This is a genomic window from Hymenobacter sp. HD11105 (assembly GCF_054051685.1).
In genome coordinates, this window is sequence record NZ_JBSWBR010000004.1 from 415,287 (window position 1) to 432,659 (window position 17,373).

The following is a 17,373-nucleotide window of genomic DNA, read 5'->3' on the forward strand; positions in this document are numbered from 1 at the left end:
GCTTAGGCAAATATGTAAAAGAATCTGACACCTAATTTATGCTTCAAATGCGTGATTCAAATAGGCAGCAATAAATACAATCGCGTTTTCTATATATCTTCCTGAGCCCTTACGCACCCTCCCTTCCCTCATGAATCCCCTCCGCTTTCCTCGCCTGCCGCTGCTGGTGCTGCTGGCGTTGCTGTGCGCTTGCTCCAAGCCTAGCACCAACAATGATACAGCTGATGGTGAAGAAATTAGCCCCTACCAAAACCTAGTGTTTCAGCTGGATGCGGCCGTAGCGGAGGAAGCCCAGCTCAACCGCTGGGACACGACTCAGTACGTGCGCTTCGAACCAGCAGTGCGGGGTAAGTTCAAGTGGACTGGCGAGCGAGAGCTGACGTTTTCGCCCCTGGAGCCGTTTCGACCGACTACGGCGTTTACAGCCACACTGCAACCCCAATATTTGCCCCCCAGTCAACAAAAAAGCCCCCCAGCCCTGGACCGGACGCGGTTTCACACGCCTTACCTGCAATTGCGGGAGGCGCAGGCATATTGGGGCCAAAGCCGGCGGGCGGCGGGCACGGCGGAAGCCCATACGACGCTTCGTTTCAACTACCTAGTGCAGCCCAGCCAGGTACAGACCTTGCTGCGGGTAAGCCAGGATGGGCAGCCGGTGGCGTTTGAACTTACCTCGACCGAGGCCGACAGCACCGTGAGCGTGACGCTGACGCAAAGTCTGCGGCCGGGCAACCCGCTACAGCTGGAAATAGCGCCGGGCCTGCGGGCCGTGGGCAGCGACCAGCCAACCCAAAAACCGCTGACGGCCCAGGCCGCCGTACCCAGCCAGGAAACGCTGCTAGTGCGCGAAGCGACGGCCGCGCTGGTGGAGGGCGAGCCGGTGATTACGGTGCTGACCAGTCAGCCGGTGGTGGCGAGCGAGGTAGAAGGTCTGCTGAAGGTGCAGCCCGCGGCGACGTACTCGGTGGAGGCGCTGGAAAGTGGGTTTAAGCTGAAAGGAAACTTCGACGTTGATAAGACTTACCAACTAGGGTTGGGAACTGGTATTCGGGGGGCGTTGGGCGGACAGTTGGAAGAGGCGTTTTCGCAATCGGTTTCCTTTGTGGATGAGCGGCCTAGTCTGGCGTTTGCCCACGGCGACAAGGCTATGTATCTGAATGCGTTGGGGGCTCGCAATTTGGGTTTGCGGGTGTCGGAGGTAGAGAAAGTGAAGGTGAGCATTGCCAAGGTGTACGCCAATAATATTCAGCACCTCTTGCGCAGCGGCCGCCAGTACGGCTACGGCGGTGGGGAAGATGATTACAGCGAGGGCGGCGAAGGTGAAGAAGGCGAATACGAAGACCGTTCTTACCACTATTACGACACCGAAACCCTGGGCAACGTGCTTACCGAGCGCACCTACACGGTGGCGGGTTTGCCCAAGCAAGGTGGTTTGCGGCTCCTGAATCTGAGCCTGAAGGACCTGGAATTTTCGGGGCCGCTGAAGGGGCTGTACGTGGTGCGGGTGCAAGATACGGAGCGGCAATGGCTGCAAGTAAGCAAGCTGGTGGCCGTGTCCGATATCGGGCTGATTGTGAAGCAGGGGCTGAAGGGTCGCACGCTAATTTTTGCCAATTCCATTCGGTCGGCGGAGCCGCTGGGGGGCATTTCCGTGCGCTTCGTGAGCAGCAATAACCAGGTAATCAGCACCGGCACCACCAACGGCGACGGCGTGGCGGTATTTGATAGCACGGCGGCTACGTCGCGGTTTCGATTGAGCTTGATTACGGCCCAGAAAGACGCCGATTTTACCTTTCTGAACTTGCCTCAAAGCCGGGTCGAGACCTCGCGCTTCGACGTGGGCGGCCTGCAAAGCAACGCCGCCCGCTACCAGGCTTTCCTCTACGGCGACCGGGACCTCTACCGCCCCGGCGACACGGTGCGCACCAACACCATTGTGCGCACCGAAGCCTGGCAGGCGCCGCCCGCGAATCTGCCGGTGAAGCTGCGCCTGCTGCTGCCCACGGGCAAGGAGTACGCGAGCTTGCGCCAGAAGCTATCGGCCGACGGCGCGTTTGAGTCGCGCTTCATTTTGCCCCCCGCCATCATGACGGGCCTCTACACCCTGGAGGTGCTCACCGGCAACGACGTGCTGCTCACCTCCCGCCAGATCAGCGTGGAGGAGTTTATTCCCGACCGCCTGAAAGTAACCGTGCAAGCCGCGCCCGCCGTGGCCAAGCCCGGCCAGTCGGTGGAGGCCCAGATTACGGCGCTCAACTTGTTCGGCCCGCCCGCTGCTGACCGGAAGCTTGAGGTGGAGTTTTCGCTCAAGGAAAAAGCCTTCAAGCCCAAGAACTTCCCCGGCTACACCTTCCGCATCAGCAGCGGCGAGCGGAAGCGCGGCAACGGCTACGACCAGGAAGCCACGCCCATCTCCGACCGCTTCGAGAAAACCACCCGCGAGGGCACCACCGATGCCGCCGGCCGCGGCACCGCCACTTACGAAGTTCCCGATTACACAGACCTAGGCACCCTGGAAGGCGCGGCTTTTACCACCGTATTCGACGAATCGGGGAGGCCAGTGAATCGGTTGGCGACCTTTGAGGTCGAGACTCAGCCGGTGCTATTTGGCATCAAAAACCTGCCCGAGCTGGTCAGCACGCGGCAGGCGGTTTCTACGCAACTGGTGGCCCTCACGCCCCAGGGCCAGCCAACGAGCGCGCAGGCGCAGGTGCGCGTGGTACGGCTGCTTTGGGAAACGGTGATTGAGCGCCAGGGTGGCCGGTATATCTATAATTCGCAGAAGCGCGAGGAGGTAGTGACCACCCAAACGCGCACCGTGGGGGGCAAATCGGGGGCGGAAACGGCGTTCAGCTTCACCCCTACTTACTCCGGCGAGTACGAGGTGCGCGTGGCCCGGCCCGGCGCCGCTACCTACGTGGCCAGCCACTTTTACGCCTACGGTTTTGGCGACACCCAGAGCAATTCCTTTGAGGTAAACAACGAGGGCGAGGTCACGATTGAGGCCGATAAAGCCAGCTACCAGCCCGGCGAAACGGCCAGCCTACTGCTCAAAACGCCCTTCCCCGGCCGCGTGCTCGTGACCGTGGAGCGCGACAAAGTGCTGAATCATTTCTACGTCAACACCGACCAGAAATCGGCCCGCGTGCGCATCCCGATTACCGGCGGCCACGTGCCCAACGTGTACGTGACGGCCACCGCCATTCGGGCCATTACCGACAATCGGCTGCCGCTCACGGTGGCACGGGGCTTCGTGCCGCTGGCCGTGGAAAAGCCCGGCACCAAGCTCTCTGTCGTCATAAAAGCCCCCCAGCAGAGCCGTTCGCAAACCTTCCAAACCATTGAGGTGACCACTGCGCCCCGCGCCGCCGTGACCCTGGCCGTGGTGGATGAGGGCATTTTGCAGATGAAGGACTACCGCACGCCCGACCCCTACGGCTACTTCTACCAGAAGCGCGCCCTGGAAGTGCAGGCCTACGACGTGTACCCTTTCCTGCTGCCCGAGCTGGGGGGCAATTCCAGCACCGGCGGCGACGGCTACGACCTCGGCCGCCGCACCACGCCCGTGCCCTCGCGCCGGGTGCAGCTGGTAGCCAAATGGAGCGGCATTCTCCGTGCCGATGCCCAGGGCAAAGTGCGTTACCGGGTGCGCGTGCCGCAATTCTCGGGCGCTCTGCGCGTGATGGCCGTGGCCTACAAAGGCGAAGCGTTCGGGGCCGCCGAGCACACCATGCGCGTCGCTGACCCGGTGGTTATCAGCACCAGCCTCCCCCGTTTCTTAAGCCCCGGCGACACGATTGAGGCGATTGTAACATATACTAATACAACAGATCAGCCCATCAGGAATGTGAGTGCAAGCTTAGCAAGCATGAAGAATAAATTCAACGTTCTCACAGGAAAGAATGAGCGCGTCGGTTTAGAAGTAATTGATGACACCGACCAACAAATAACACTTTTACCAGGTGCTGAAAAGAGACTTTATTTCAAGCTACATGCTACGGGAATAGGTGTGGCGATCATAGAGTCAGCTATTGATATTGGAGATAGTAGATTTGGTGTTCAAGCTTTCTATGAGAGAGTCGAACTCCCCGTCCGTCCCGCATCGCCGCTACAGAAGCGCACTGGTTCCGGGGTAGTGGCTGGGGGGCAAATTCAGAACCTGAATCTACAAACCGACTTCCTGCCGGCTTCCCTGCGGAGCCAGTTGGTTGTCAGTCGCTCGCCGATGACGGAGTTTGCCAAGGACCTGCGCTACCTGCTGCAATACCCCTACGGCTGCCTCGAGCAAATCGTGTCGGCGGCGTTTCCGCAGCTCTACTACGGCGATTTGGCCGCGACTTTAAGCCAGCAGAAAGGCCAGCAAGCCAAAGCCGCGGGCTACAATCCGAACTACCACGTGCAGGAAGCCATCCGCAAGGTGGAGGCCCAGCAGCTCTACAACGGCTCGCTCAGCTACTGGCCCGGCGGCGACTACGACAACTGGTGGGCCACCGCCTACGCCGCTCATTTCCTGCTCGAAGCTCAGCAAGCCGGCTTCCAGGTAAACAAAGCTGTGCTCGATAAAATCCTCGCCTACCTGCAATTCCGCCTCCGCAAGCGCGAAACCGAGCCCTATAACTACCTCGACGCCCAAAACGCCATTCACCTCAAGACCATCGCCAAAAAGGAAATCACCTACTCGCTCTACGTGCTGGCCCTGGCCGGCCGCCAAGATGCCGTGGCTCTGAACTACTATAAAGCCAACCGCCAGCTCCTCTCCCAGGATTCGCGCGTGCTGCTGGCCGCCACCTACGCCCTGAACGGCGACCAGCGCAGCTTCCAGGCCGTATTGCCCGCCCGCCTCGGCACTGAAACCGCCGCCCGCCGCTACTTCGACGGCAGCTTCTCCTCCCCTGTCCGCGACCAGGCCCTCACCCTCAACGCCCTGCTCGCCGCTGACCCCAATAATCCCCAAATTGCCCCCCAGGCCCGCCAACTCAGTCGCCAAATGAAACAAGCCGGCTGGCTCAGCACTCAAGAGCGCGCTTTTGGCTTGTTGGCTTTAGGTAAAATTGCCCGCCAAAACGCTCGCAGCACCGCAACGGCCACGTTATTAGATGACGGTAAAAAGCTGGGCGAATTCTCAGGCAAAGACCTCACAGTAAACAACGTGGCCAACCGCGCGCTCAGCCTGCGTACCAGCGGCACCGGCAGCCTCTACTATTTCTGGGAAACGGAAGGCATTAGTCCTGGGGGGCAAATTCAGGAGGAGGACGCCTACCTGCGCGTGCGCCGCCAGTACCTGAACCGCGCCGGCCAACCCATCGGCAACACCTTCCAGCAGAATGACCTGGTCATCGTAAAAATAACCCTGCAAGCCCCCGAAGCCGCCGGCGACATTCCCAACGTAGCCATCACCGACCTTCTCCCCGCCGGCCTGGAAATCGAGAACCCGCGCATCGGCGCCATCCGCGACATCGCCTGGGCCACCGACGCCGCCCAACCCGACTACCTCGACCTTCGCGACGACCGCCTCAACCTCTTCACCACCGCCACCGCCGAACTCAAGTCGTTCTACTACGTGGCCCGCGCCGTATCGAAAGGCACATTTAAATTAGGTCCAGTAAGTGCGGACGCGATGTATAACGCAGAGTACCACAGCTATAATGGTTCGGGCGTGGTTAAGGTCAAATGATAATATTAAACGTCTGTCATCCTGAGCTTGCGAAGGACCTTATCAACGACGAAAAAATGAGGTAAAAACGACTTGCTCTGGTGAGATAAGGTCCTTCGCAAGCTCAGGAGGACAGACGTTTTTCCAGATCTAATCCGCGGCGCTTTAGCCTAGCGCCTAACAAGCTCAGCAGAAGCTTTTTCAGACTTTCCCCGTACACAATTTCAATACCTAGATACAGCCGGCGACTTTGTAAGCGCCGGCTGTGTTGTTACTATAACCCTATCTCGTGTACGACCTATGAAACTGCTTTCATCCACTCTGCGCTTGCCATGGCGCTGCTCGCTCCTGGCGTTTTTCAGTATTAGCCTTTTTCTGTTCTCAACACCTTCGCGTGCTGATATAGTCACGCTGACGGCGGCGGACAACGGCAAACAGGTACAGCTAACCGTTGGCGATCAGCTGGTGGTGCGCTTACCTACCATTTCGCCGCGCTTTGGCTGGCGGCTGGTGCAAAGCTACCCCGGCCAATTATCCGTGACTACCACGCACAGTCTGCCTGGCGTGAGCAGCGGGGTGCCGGGGGCTCCTGCTACATTTGAAGTCCACTTTCAGGCAATTGGTCCGGGCGGCCTCGATCTGGCAATGGTGTCGGCGCTGCCGGGTTCGGGCTACTCGCCGCTGGGGGGCTTTTTTCACGCCTATATCACTATCGACCAGCCGGGAGTAGCCAAAAACGTGAACGTCAGTGAATATGGCAACCACAGTAGGGTGAAAGTAAACAAGGGCGACCAGCTCCAGATTAAGCTCGACAACACCGCCGGCGCCCAGTACAAGTGGGAGGTAATGCCTATTGCCGATCAGGTTATTCAGCTCGTAACGGTGCAGGCCGATGCTGATAGGTCGCAGAAAAAGACCAGAAGGCGCAAAGCGGAAATTCCCGAGGATGTCACCTTCAACTTCCAAGCACTGAACCCTGGCAAAACCACGCTCCGCTTTCTGTATCGCAACGCTACCGACAATGAAGCACCACCGAAGCGGGATTTTGAGCTAGAGGTGGAAGTGCCCGAGCCCCCTCGATAAGCGGCCATTTTAGATTTATCTCGTTCGCAAAAACCAAAAAAGAAGCCTGCTCCGTGGAGCAGGCTTCTTTTTTAGCTATCCTAGAAAAATGATCTACTGTACTACCAGACGTTTGGTGGTCACATTGGCGCCGGTTTTCACCTTGTACAGGTAAGTGCCGCGCGACAAGTTACCAGCGTCGAACTTCACTTGGTGGTTGCCAGCTGTTTCCGAGCCCGACACCAAAGTCTGCACTTTGCGGCCCATTGAGCTGAACACTTCCACACTCACGGGGCCTTCCTCGGCCACGTAGTAGTTGATGGTGGTGGTGCCAGAGAAAGGGTTTGGGTAAGCTACCGTTTCTTGAGCTACCGCGCCTTTGGAGGCCGTAGCCGCGCTTGTGCTAGCCGCAGTTGTTGGCTGCGTCTGGGCGTTGTATTGTGGGAACGTGCGACTCACAATTACAGCGAAGTCAGCGCGGGTTACGATTTGGGCGGGCTTGAACGTAGCCTGAATAGTGGGCTGTAAATCAAATGGGCCCTGCTTCACCGTGTAGTACGCATTGATTAGGTTCAGCTCAAGAGCAATGCTCACGTAGCCTTCCAGACCGGCTGGAATCTTGGAAGCGTCGTCGATGGCAACTGTGCGGCCGTTTACTTGTACGGTTACCGGCTTGCCGTTGCGCTCCAGGGCAAATTGCTGAAAGCCTAAGCCTTGCACCAATGAATAAGCGAGCTCGGCGCGGCTAACGGTGCCAGCAGGCGAGAAAGTACCGGTAGCTGCGGGGCGCATTACGCCGTTGAACTGGTGAAACCGGTCGCGCTGGGCCGCTCCCTTAGCGACTACTGCCTCAGTGAGCAGAATGTCGTTGGCAGTAGTTACGTCGGAGAAAGTGCGGCTGCCGCTGGGGGGCAAATACTGGCGGATGCCTTGGCCCATCAGCAGATAGTCGGCAAGCTGAATGCGGGTCAGGTTAGCATTAGGCTGGAAACCAGTGGTCAAACCATCGACGAGGCGGCTGGTTACTGCCATCTTGATAGCAGCCTCTGCTGGGTGACCAACAATGTCAGCCAGGTTTGTAGTGCCACTCGGCGTGAGCAGCGAGATATTACCTGTAACAGTTTCGGGCAAAGCCACACCGCGCAAACCTTCAACGGCCACCGTCCAAGTGCCAGCAATGGGAGAAGCTACAGCTACGCCCCGATCAGTAGTGAGTGTGAACGTAACGGGCGTACCTGAGGTGTAACGAACACCATTCGGATCAATCAAAACTAGGTTAGTCAGGTTGCCAGTTTCGCCCAAAAGACCTCTTGACGAAATTTTAACTTCTACGCTGTTCGTGCCAGGGTTTACGGGGAAAGTAAGCGAGTTACCCGTGGTCAGAATGGGGTTGAAGTTGATAGTGAAAGGCACCGTAGTAGTCTGCGCGTTCACGCTGCTGTTGAAGCGACGCGTAGCGTTTACCGTCGAGCCAAAAGCGGAAGAACGGAAGGCCTGATCAACGGCGGCAAAGGCATTTACGTAGCCTGCACCCACCTCCCACGACTCATGGCCGGGCATGTTAGTGGCAGTCTTCATCAACAATTCCTTTACCTGCGCTGGGGAGAGAGAAGGCTTGGCTTCTAGCAAAAGAGCTATAATACCTGCTACGTGCGGCGTAGCCATGGAAGTGCCGCTGCTGTGCGTGTAGAACGGAATCTGGCCGGGAGGAAGCACTTCAGCATCTTGCTGTGCACCCAAAGAGGACACTGGAGCAATAGCACGAGTGGATACCACGTCTACGCCAGGAGCTACGATAGAAGGCTCATTCTTGAAAGTCCAGGTTTCGCCATCAACAGTGAAGGTGCCTTGCTCGCCGCGTACACCGCGGGACGAGAAGTCAGCCAGCAAACCATTACGGTCGCCGGCACCTACCGAAATAGTCCAAGGGGCAATTGCGTAGGGGTTGTGCGTGTCAGCGCTTGGGCCTTCATTGCCGGCCGCAAACACGACTACCATGCCGCGGTCGTAGCACTTCTTCGTTACCACGTTAATAGGCTGATCAGGGTTGAAGTCGCCGCTGGTGCCGAAAGAGTTGCTGATAACGCGGATGTTGTATTGCGCCTGGTGCGTAAGAGCGTAGTCGAAACCACCGATGGCGTCGAGTACGAGCAGTGCGCCACCCGAGCCGTAGCCCAATAGATTAGCGCCGGGCGCTACGCCCTCATATTTGCCCCCCGACTTAGCACCATTACCTCCCACCGTACCCGCGCAGTGCGTGCCGTGGCCCGAGTTCGTGTCGGTGTTCGGAACGCCTTCTACGTAGGTAACGGGCAACATCGCATCAAGCGAGTTCAGGTTGGTTGAGCCCAATACGTTCTGTACCAGGTGGGGGCCAAACTTGATATCGTCATGGGTGCCATCCACGCCACTGTCGTTGATGAGAACCCCAACACCTTTGCCCGATACGGGCGTGCCACCGTTGCGGGCAGTCGTCTCTTTATCGGTGCGCAGGCGCTTTACGCCGGTCAGATTGGTGTCGTCGAAGTTGTAGTAGTCGAGCTTCTTGTTGATGTAAAGCGACCGTACCTGGGGATTGCTGGCCAGTGCATCGACTTGACTAGCGGTGGCCAATACACCCGCTATCGGCAGGGCCCGAAAGGTGATACCCTTGGTAATACCGAGTTGTTGGAGCAAGCTTAATTGGGTGGCTTGTGGCGCTCCATCGCCTTTGAAAGTGACGATTACTTGCGCAAGAGGGGTGGTTTTGAGGGCGGCACGCAGCTCCGGATCAACCGTTGCCTGCCCAAAAGATGTGCTGACCTTAAGGCCAACCACAAGGAGGGTTACTAGGAATTTGCCTTTCATGTAGTGGTTTGGAATAGAGAGAGGTTGGTGAAGAAAGAAAGCAGACAGATAAGCTGGAAAAAGCTTTAATAAAAAGTCGATAATCAGGAGCTGCATAAGCTCTCTTTATCTACTTATTATCACTAAATTCACACTACATACGATTACGATATAAAAGGCGGATTTTGCTTTTATTTAATTTTATTTTTTAATTGTTTGATTACAAATTGAAACCTTATTTTAGAGCTAAACGTAGCGCGCTTTTTCCTTATTTATAAGGCGAAACTTGAGAACATCCCTTATTGCTCAAAGCGGCCTTGTATCCTCATTCTAAAGCTCTAGAAGCAGCTTTTTGCTGTTTTTACAACATCATTTATAAAAACAGCGCATTGAAAACCGCCCGATTTCATGACAATATTAGTCCTACAATTCGCCGATATAAAAGGAATATGAATATGATTTTGTGACACAGTAAATCATAAATACAGTGTTTTTATAATAGCTAATTATTCTATGTTTAATAGATGCAAAATCCTCATTCATCTTCTGAAAAGCGTCCAACTAAAAAACGGCTACGTGAACAGGTATCAGTTCGGATTCACGGAATCGCTGATAAATGCTGGCCTAAAAGGAAAATTCAAGAGTAATTTGTGACATATACTTTGCGCGATATAGTAGCCATTCCAGTATCTGCTGGTGCGACTTACCACATTTAACTTGGCTTATCTCCAAGTCGATGAACTTACAATTGGCAGAAGCGTCGTACCGTGGCACTGAGACTTACAGCAAGGAGATGATGCGCTGGTATTGGAGCTAGACTGCGGTTATATTTGGCTATGACTCGGCGAACCGCACTGCGACTAGTAGCAACCCTTCTGATGGGGTTGCTGCTAACCTTTTGCCTCGATCGACTTTTTCCTCTTCCGCCCGCCCCGCAGTACTCGCCCATTGTGCTGGCCGGCGACGGCTCCGTGCTGCACGCTTATCTCAACCCCACGCAGAAGTGGCGGATGAAAACGGAGCTAAACGAAATAACGCCCGTTCTGCGCACCACCATCATTGAGAAGGAAGACCGCTACTTCTACTACCATTTTGGCGTCAATCCGCTGGCAATTGTAAAGGCCGCAACGCGTAATGTTTTTGCCAAAGGCCGCACGACGGGCGCCAGCACGATCACCATGCAAGTGGCGCGCCTGCTGGAGCCCAAGGAGCGCACCGTAGGGAATAAGCTGCTCGAAATGCTGCGCGCCGTGCAGTTGGAGGCACATTATAGCAAAGACGAAATCCTTCAACTGTACTTGAACCTGGTGCCCTATGGCGGCAACGTGGAAGGCGTGAAGTCAGCGGCGCTCCTGTATTTTCAGCAGACGCCCGACTACCTTTCTCTAGCCCAGATCGTGACGTTGGCCATTATCCCCAACCGTCCAACGGGCTTGGTTCTGGGCAAAAACAACGAAGCCATTCGGCAAGAGCGAAACCGCTGGCTGCGGCGCTTTGGGGGGCAAAAATTGTTTCCCCAGCAAGATATAGCGGACGCGCTACTGGAGCCGATGGAGGTGCGCCGCCACCCCGCGCCAGCTTTGGCCCCGCACCTGTCGAGGCGGCTAGTGCAGCGGTTTGTGGGCCAGGCCAGCATTCGTTCCACGTTGCAACGCGCCAAGCAAACCAAGGCCGAAGACCTGACGCGCAACTATGTGCGCCGCCTGCACTCGTTGGGCATTACGAACGCGGCGGTGCTGGTCGTGAACAACCGGACGCGCGCCGTGGAAGCCTACGTAGGCTCCGCTGATTTCAGCGACGCCGCCAACCAAGGTCAGAACGACGGCATTCAAGCCGTGCGCTCGCCAGGCAGCACGCTCAAGCCTTTCCTCTACGCCCTAGCCCTCGACCGTGGTCTGCTCACGCCCAAGCAGCTTCTGCCCGATGTGCCCACCAACTTCCACGGCTACCGCCCCGAAAACTTCGACAAGCGCTGCCACGGGGAAGTAACCGTGGAGCGGGCCCTGGCTTTCTCGCTCAATATTCCGGCTGTGGGCGTGCTGGCCGAGTTGGGCGTACCCACCTTCACCGATAAGCTCAGCCAAGCCGGTTTTCGGCGCGTGGCCCGCGAGGCTCCGCATCTGGGCTTAAGTACTATTCTGGGTGGTTGTGGGGCCACGCTGGAAGAGCTAACCAACTTGTATGTGACGCTGGCTAATGGAGGTCAGTATCAGGCGCTGGCGTGGACCTCGACGGTTCCCTCACCCTCTAGTACTCTTTCTGAAACGGAGAGGGGACGAACTGATGAGGCTACTGGGGGGCAAATTATTTCGTCTGCCGCCGCCTACCTCACCACCGATATTCTCGCCCAGCTCACCCGCCCCGATCTGCCCGTAGGTTACGAAACCAGTCGCCACTTGCCCAAAATTGCCTGGAAAACTGGCACCAGCTACGGCCGCCGCGACGCTTGGAGCATTGGCTACAGCCGCGAGTACACCATTGGGGTGTGGGTGGGCAATTTTAATGGACACGGGGTGCCGGCACTGACAGGCTCGGAGGTGGCCACTCCCCTACTATTTGACTTATTTAATACGCTGGCTTACAACTCGCCAAACAACTGGTTTTTGCCCCCCAGCAGCCTCGACTTTCGCTTGGTGTGCGCTGAGAGTGGCCGCCCGCCCGGCGAGCATTGCCCCAATCAGCTGATCGATTATTTTCTGCCCGGCGTATCCTCGGCGCAACGCTGCCAACACCAGCGCGAGGTGCTGGTAGCGGCCGATGGCGCAGCCGTGTATTGCCGGGCCTGTGCGCCGGCGGCCGGTTTTCGGCGTGAGCTGTACCCCAATTTGCCCCCCGGCGTGGCCGCTTTTCGCGAAACACAAGGATTACCGAACCGGCGGCTGCCCCCACACAACCCTACGTGTCAACTCGTGCGCGGTGGCCCAGAAAAGGCCCCCAGCATTGTGTCGCCGCTGGCCGGCACCGACTATGTGCTTAATCGGGGCGAAGGTCAGCAACTGTTACTTAGCTGCACCACCGATACAGAAGTACGACAGGTGTATTGGTACGTGAATGATGAATTCCTGCGCGCCGCGCCGGCTACGGAACGCGTGTTTTTTAAACCGCAGAAAGGTCCGCTGAAGATATCCTGCGCCGATGACCACGGCCGCAATACGGACATTCAAATTACAGTCACCGAGCTATAGCGAGCTTAATTAACCCTCACTACTTTACACAAAAGCCCCAGCCAACTGCAAATGCAATCGACTGGGGCTTTTTATAAAACTTATAATTACGCTACTATATCATTCACCAGTTAACCCATAAAATCACGAGTGGCCGTTACCGCCGCTGCCGCTCATCACGCCTTTTATCTTATCGGCTACCATTCCCATCACGGAGTCTTGCACGGGCATTTGCTCTTTTTGAGCATGGCCGCGCGGATCTGGCGGAGCCAAGCGAGGCTCGCCGCCCATAGGTTCAGCCATCACAAGGTGGAATTCTCCTTTGCCGTCCAGCGACTTACCTTCCATCCAACGTCCCACGGGTGAGCCGTCGCCGCGAATGTTGGTGCTGACGAATGCATAATTGAAGTTTTGTACTTCCTCGCTCTGCGGGAAGCTATTGGGCACCGGCATCGCCCCTTTCAGCCCCCCATTTTCTTCAATCACGGCCAGCCATTGGTTCTGGTGCATGGTATCGCGGGCAATCAGGAAAGAGAGCATATCCTTCATACCGTGGTCGTCGGTCATTTCCCAGAGGCGCGTAGCTAACACCCGCCCGGTGCTTTCGGCGGCTACGTTGGCGTACATATCAGCTATCAGATTACCGCTGCCGACTACCCAAGAGCCATTAAAAGGCACCCCGTTGGCGTCGGTGGCCAAAGCGGCCTGCCCAGCTGACAAAATCTGGCGTGGGTCCATGCCTCCCATGATGGCGCCTACCATTTTGTCTTTGGCAAAATCATCCTGCATGCTCATTGGGGCACCTTCCAAATTCAAGGCTACGGCCGTGGCTAGCATTTCGATGTGGGCCATTTCCTCGGTGCCGGTTTCCAGCAGCATGTCGCGGTACTTCACAGGGCCGCGCTGCCCCCAAGCCTGAAACATATACTGCAAACACACCCGAATCTCCCCTTCTAAACCACCGATAGCTTGCTGAAGCATCCGAGCAAAAACGGGATTAGGTTTATCGACCCGAACTTTGTACTGTAACTCTTTATCGTGATAGAACATAGCTGAAAAAATGAAATGAAGAATCGCCAGCCGGCTTATTCCGGCCACCCTTAACTATACGGTTTCTCATTTCTGTTTAGCGGGTTAATAAATACGGGTTTTGAGGAATAATCTACTTAGTAAACATTCATTTGTAAGTGGTTATGCGGATTTTGGTACATAATTAGGTACCTGAACAGTAGCTTGATCAGCTATGCAATGCCGATGCCGCCCAGCCCGAAGCACTTGCTTCACTACTGCTTTTGCTGTTCTGCTTTATCCTTTTTCAGTGTTCTTACGTTAGTTGAGCCACTCACCCTAAAATTGCATCGTGGCATGGTGCTTGTATTTAATTGCTAAGAATTTGTATAAGATTCCTAACCTTAAGACTCAAGTCATGAAAAAGCTCAGTTATATCACCGCCCTGGTTCTGCTGCTCACTCTGACGTTCGGCAGCGTTGCTCAAGCCCAGACTAAAAAGCCTTGGAGCCCGCAGGCTAAAGGAGCCGTAATTGGTGGTGTTGGCGGCGCGGCGGCCGGCGCTATTATTAATAAGCGCAACCGCGCTGTGGGCGGCGTAGTAGGTGGCGCCGCTGGTGCGGGCGTAGGCTACGCCATCGGTAAGCGCACCGACAACAAGCGCAAAGAAGCCGCCCGCGTGGCCGCCGCTAACCAAGCCGCCGCCAACCGCGCCGCTGCCGACCGCGCCGAGCGTGCCACCCTGGCCCGCCGCGTAGAAGCTGCCGAGAAAAAAGCCTCCGTAGCAGCCAAAGCGCAACCGCAGTACCCCATGATGGCGAATGGCTTCGCCACCACGGCTCCCCTGATGCTAGTAGGTGCTGATGGTGCCCCCACAGCTTCCAACGCAGCTTACTTGCCCAATGAGTCGTACGGGGAGCGCAACACGCCTTATCCTTCTTCGGAAGTACGCCGGAAGAGCTGGTAACCCCACCCATTTTCTCCTTTCGCCGACTTTGGCCTTGTGCCAGAGTCGGCGAACTTCTTTAGTCTCCTCACTCTAATCTTCCCCCTTTTATGAAATCCTACCTCTGGATTTTATCCGCTACCGCGCTCCTGACGGCTTCCTGCACCAAAGCAAATGAGAAAGCCGCCAATGACGTAACCGCCCAAACGCTCAACCAGCAGTTCATCAGTGCCTGGAACAGCAAAAATGCTATTCAGCTGGATACGCTGTTCGCTGACGATGTGCATTTCCTGCAAGGTGAGGCGCATTTTCAGGGCAAATCGGAGGTCTCCAACCGTTGGGTACGCGAAACGATGGGTACCATCTCCAACCTGCGCACCAACGTGGTAAGCTCCGGCACCGATGCGCAAACGGCCTACGAAGCCGGCACCTACACCGTAGATGTGGAGCCGTCGGCGCCCGGCACGCCTCGGGGCGAAGGCGAGGGCAACTTCATCTTGCTTTGGAAGAAAAACCCCAAAGGCAGCTGGAAGCTAAGCTATGCTCAGCTAGAGGGTTTGCCAGTTCGCGCGAAGTAGATAGTCATTAGGCAGCAAGCTTAAATTCAGTTACGCCCGATTGTCTGCCGAGGATATCGTTTGCGGCGGGTATCCTGAGAAGCTGATCCAAACCATGCATTTGCCGTAGTATAAAGTGGCTCCCGTGTGCCTTGGCACGTGGGAGTCACTTTTTCTTTTCAGCCTTTCGCGTACTTCAAAGGCCATCCGGTGAGCAACTAACTTTTGTCTTGATGCTACTTCCTCCGCTTGTAAGGCCGTTGGTGCGGCCGTTTACCCAATTTTTTCGCCTAGAGGCGGCGGCTGGCATTGTGTTGCTTGGCAGCGCAGTGCTGGCCCTGGTGCTGGCCAACATTGACTGGGGCCCGGCGCAATATTTTCCCGCCATCTGGGATACCCACCTGCGCTTATCCATCAATACATTGGACTTGGATTACAGCCTGTTGCATTGGATCAACGACGGCCTGATGGCTGTGTTCTTTCTGATTGTAGGGCTGGAAATTAAGCGCGAAGTGCTGGAGGGCGAGCTTTCTTCTATGCAGCAGGCTGCGCTGCCTATTGCGGGAGCGCTGGGCGGTATGGTAGTACCGGCTCTGGTTTTTGTTCTCTTCAATCGAGGTACGCCCACGTCTGAGGGCTGGGGTATTCCTATGGCCACCGATATTGCCTTTGCGCTGGCCGTGCTGCAACTGCTGGGCTCGCGGGTGCCGTTGGCCCTGAAAATTTTCCTGACGGCCCTAGCCATCGTGGACGACCTAGGGGCGGTGCTCATTATTGCTGGCTTTTATACCCAAGAGCTGTACCTCACCTCTCTGTATTGGGCACTAGGCATCTGGGCCGTGCTGCTCGTGTTTAATATGTTGCGCATTCGCACCCTGTGGGCGTACCTGCCCCTGGGCGTAGTGCTGTGGTATTTTATGCTGCAATCGGGTATTCATGCCACCCTAGCTGGTGTGCTGCTGGCGGCGGCCATACCGTTTCGCATTCCTTACACCCGCGCGGAGCTGCTTACCAACCTGAACGAACGTCTGACGCTGATGAGTAGTGAGCTGGGTGAAGAGACTGCCGACCCGCGCGTAATTAGTGAGGAGATGGAAGTACTTTATCTGCGCAACAGCTCGCCCGCTCAGCGCCTGGAAGAGCAGCTCCACTCGGTAGTAGCCTTCGGCATTATTCCCTTGTTTGCCTTTGCCAATACCAGCCTAGTGCTGGAGCCCGCTGTATTCCAGGAGCTTAGCTCGCCGCTGGCTTTAGGCATTATTCTGGGCCTGCTGGTAGGTAAACCCTTAGGTGTGGGTGGACTGGCTTGGCTAAGTGTGCGCCTGGGCTTGGCCACACTGCCCCTGGGCATCGGTTGGCGACATATTTGGGGCGCGGGTCTGTTGTCGGGCATCGGCTTCACGATGTCTATTTTTATCACGCTACTGGCCCTGGGGGAAAAATCTACCGGAACCGATGTCGCCAAATTAGCTATTGTGGTTGCCTCCGTTAGCGCGGGCGTGCTGGGGTATTTGCTGCTACGTAACTCTCCGGCTCAGCCTCCCGCGGTCCTGGTTGTTGATGATTCGAACCAGAAGCAGCCAGCTGTTTCTTAAGGCACGTTTTAAATCAATAAAAAAGCCCCCCACACTACATGTGGGGGGCTTTTTTATTGATTTAAAACGTGAGGGGAGGGCACTCCACCTACTCTTTCTCCGCCACGCGGGCTAGGTATTCTTCCCCATCCAGCACGGGCTCCATGTGCTTCGACTCTTCTTCCGTAAACAGCCGAGAGCGAATCAGAAAGCGTACGCCCAGCGGGATTTCGAGCGAGAAACTGGCGCCGCGACCTTTCGTGACGTCTACCGTGAGTTGGGTGTGCTGCCAGTACTCAAACTGACTGGCGCTCATAAAGAAGTCGCAGCCGTGAATGGTGCCCAGCCATACGTCGGAGCCGCCCACGCGAAACTCGCCGGCCGCGAAGCACATGGGCGAGGAACCGTCGCAGCAGCCGCCGCTCTGGTGAAACATCAGAGGGCCGTGCTCATCGCGGAGCAGATCAATAGTGGCTTCGGCAGCGGGAGTTACGAGGACGCGGGCGGTGGACATGGGGCGGGTGGTTAAGGAAGTAAGTCCGGGACCTGAAGCGGACAAAGTGAAACTAGCACACAGCGGGTT

General features: G+C 56.5%; 9 protein-coding genes. 6 read left to right on the top strand and 3 right to left on the bottom strand.

Going from position 1 to position 17,373, the window contains the following annotated elements; all coding sequences use genetic code 11:
- The first annotated feature begins 130 nt into the window (after positions 1-130).
- Together ACW9KT_RS14950 and ACW9KT_RS14955 are read left to right on the top strand one after the other, a co-directional pair.
- Positions 131-5,674, top strand: coding sequence for an alpha-2-macroglobulin family protein (locus tag ACW9KT_RS14950; RefSeq protein ID WP_457081772.1), 5,544 nt, complete (start codon positions 131-133; stop codon positions 5,672-5,674).
- A gap of 279 nt (positions 5,675-5,953) precedes the next feature.
- Positions 5,954-6,736, top strand: coding sequence for a protease inhibitor I42 family protein (locus tag ACW9KT_RS14955; RefSeq protein ID WP_457081774.1), 783 nt, complete (start codon positions 5,954-5,956; stop codon positions 6,734-6,736).
- A 93-nt stretch (positions 6,737-6,829) separates the two neighbouring features.
- Here ACW9KT_RS14955 and ACW9KT_RS14960 read toward each other — a convergent pair whose 3' ends face one another.
- The gene (locus tag ACW9KT_RS14960; RefSeq protein ID WP_457081776.1) at positions 6,830-9,562 is read right to left on the bottom strand and encodes a S8/S53 family peptidase; all 2,733 of its coding nucleotides are present in this window, start codon (positions 9,560-9,562) and stop codon (positions 6,830-6,832) included.
- Positions 9,563-10,419: 857 nt separating this feature from the next.
- On the opposite strand from ACW9KT_RS14960, the gene pbpC reads away from it, so the two are divergent.
- Positions 10,420-12,726 carry a penicillin-binding protein 1C gene (gene pbpC, locus ACW9KT_RS14965; RefSeq protein ID WP_457081778.1) on the top strand — a complete coding sequence of 769 codons (2,307 nt, stop codon included), beginning with the start codon at positions 10,420-10,422 and terminating at the stop codon, positions 12,724-12,726.
- 123 nt (positions 12,727-12,849) lie between these two features.
- On the opposite strand, the gene ACW9KT_RS14970 is transcribed toward pbpC, so the two are convergent.
- Positions 12,850-13,755 carry a manganese catalase family protein gene (locus ACW9KT_RS14970; RefSeq protein WP_457081780.1) on the bottom strand — a complete coding sequence of 302 codons (906 nt, stop codon included), beginning with the start codon at positions 13,753-13,755 and terminating at the stop codon, positions 12,850-12,852.
- Between the two features lie 376 nt (positions 13,756-14,131).
- On the opposite strand from ACW9KT_RS14970, the gene ACW9KT_RS14975 reads away from it, so the two are divergent.
- The 3 genes from ACW9KT_RS14975 to nhaA all read left to right on the top strand — a co-directional run bounded on the left by ACW9KT_RS14975 (position 14,132) and on the right by nhaA (position 16,811).
- Entirely contained in the window at positions 14,132-14,680 is a 549-nt protein-coding gene (locus ACW9KT_RS14975; protein WP_457081782.1) for a YMGG-like glycine zipper-containing protein, read from the top strand.
- 89 nt (positions 14,681-14,769) lie between these two features.
- Positions 14,770-15,237, top strand: a complete 468-nt coding sequence (locus ACW9KT_RS14980; protein WP_457081783.1) for a YybH family protein — start codon at positions 14,770-14,772, stop codon at positions 15,235-15,237.
- Positions 15,238-15,449: 212 nt separating this feature from the next.
- On the top strand, positions 15,450-16,811 hold the full coding sequence (gene nhaA / locus ACW9KT_RS14985; protein ID WP_457081785.1) for a Na+/H+ antiporter NhaA: 1,362 nt from the start codon (positions 15,450-15,452) through the stop codon (positions 16,809-16,811).
- A gap of 88 nt (positions 16,812-16,899) precedes the next feature.
- Here nhaA and ACW9KT_RS14990 read toward each other — a convergent pair whose 3' ends face one another.
- Positions 16,900-17,304, bottom strand: coding sequence for a DUF779 domain-containing protein (locus ACW9KT_RS14990; RefSeq protein ID WP_457081787.1), 405 nt, complete (start codon positions 17,302-17,304; stop codon positions 16,900-16,902).
- Positions 17,305-17,373: the final 69 nt, after the last annotated feature.

What these genes read in the sequence shown, in the direction of transcription:
- ACW9KT_RS14950 (WP_457081772.1), top strand. Translation starts at nt 131, where the DNA reads ATGAATCCCCTCCGCTTTCCTCGCCTGCCGCTGCTGGTGCTGCTGGCG.
- ACW9KT_RS14955 (WP_457081774.1), top strand. Translation starts at nt 5,954, where the DNA reads ATGAAACTGCTTTCATCCACTCTGCGCTTGCCATGGCGCTGCTCGCTC.
- ACW9KT_RS14960 (WP_457081776.1), bottom strand. Translation starts at nt 9,562, where the DNA reads ATGAAAGGCAAATTCCTAGTAACCCTCCTTGTGGTTGGCCTTAAGGTC.
- pbpC (WP_457081778.1), top strand. Translation starts at nt 10,420, where the DNA reads ATGGGGTTGCTGCTAACCTTTTGCCTCGATCGACTTTTTCCTCTTCCG.
- ACW9KT_RS14970 (WP_457081780.1), bottom strand. Translation starts at nt 13,755, where the DNA reads ATGTTCTATCACGATAAAGAGTTACAGTACAAAGTTCGGGTCGATAAA.
- ACW9KT_RS14975 (WP_457081782.1), top strand. Translation starts at nt 14,132, where the DNA reads ATGAAAAAGCTCAGTTATATCACCGCCCTGGTTCTGCTGCTCACTCTG.
- ACW9KT_RS14980 (WP_457081783.1), top strand. Translation starts at nt 14,770, where the DNA reads ATGAAATCCTACCTCTGGATTTTATCCGCTACCGCGCTCCTGACGGCT.
- nhaA (WP_457081785.1), top strand. Translation starts at nt 15,450, where the DNA reads ATGCTACTTCCTCCGCTTGTAAGGCCGTTGGTGCGGCCGTTTACCCAA.
- ACW9KT_RS14990 (WP_457081787.1), bottom strand. Translation starts at nt 17,304, where the DNA reads ATGTCCACCGCCCGCGTCCTCGTAACTCCCGCTGCCGAAGCCACTATT.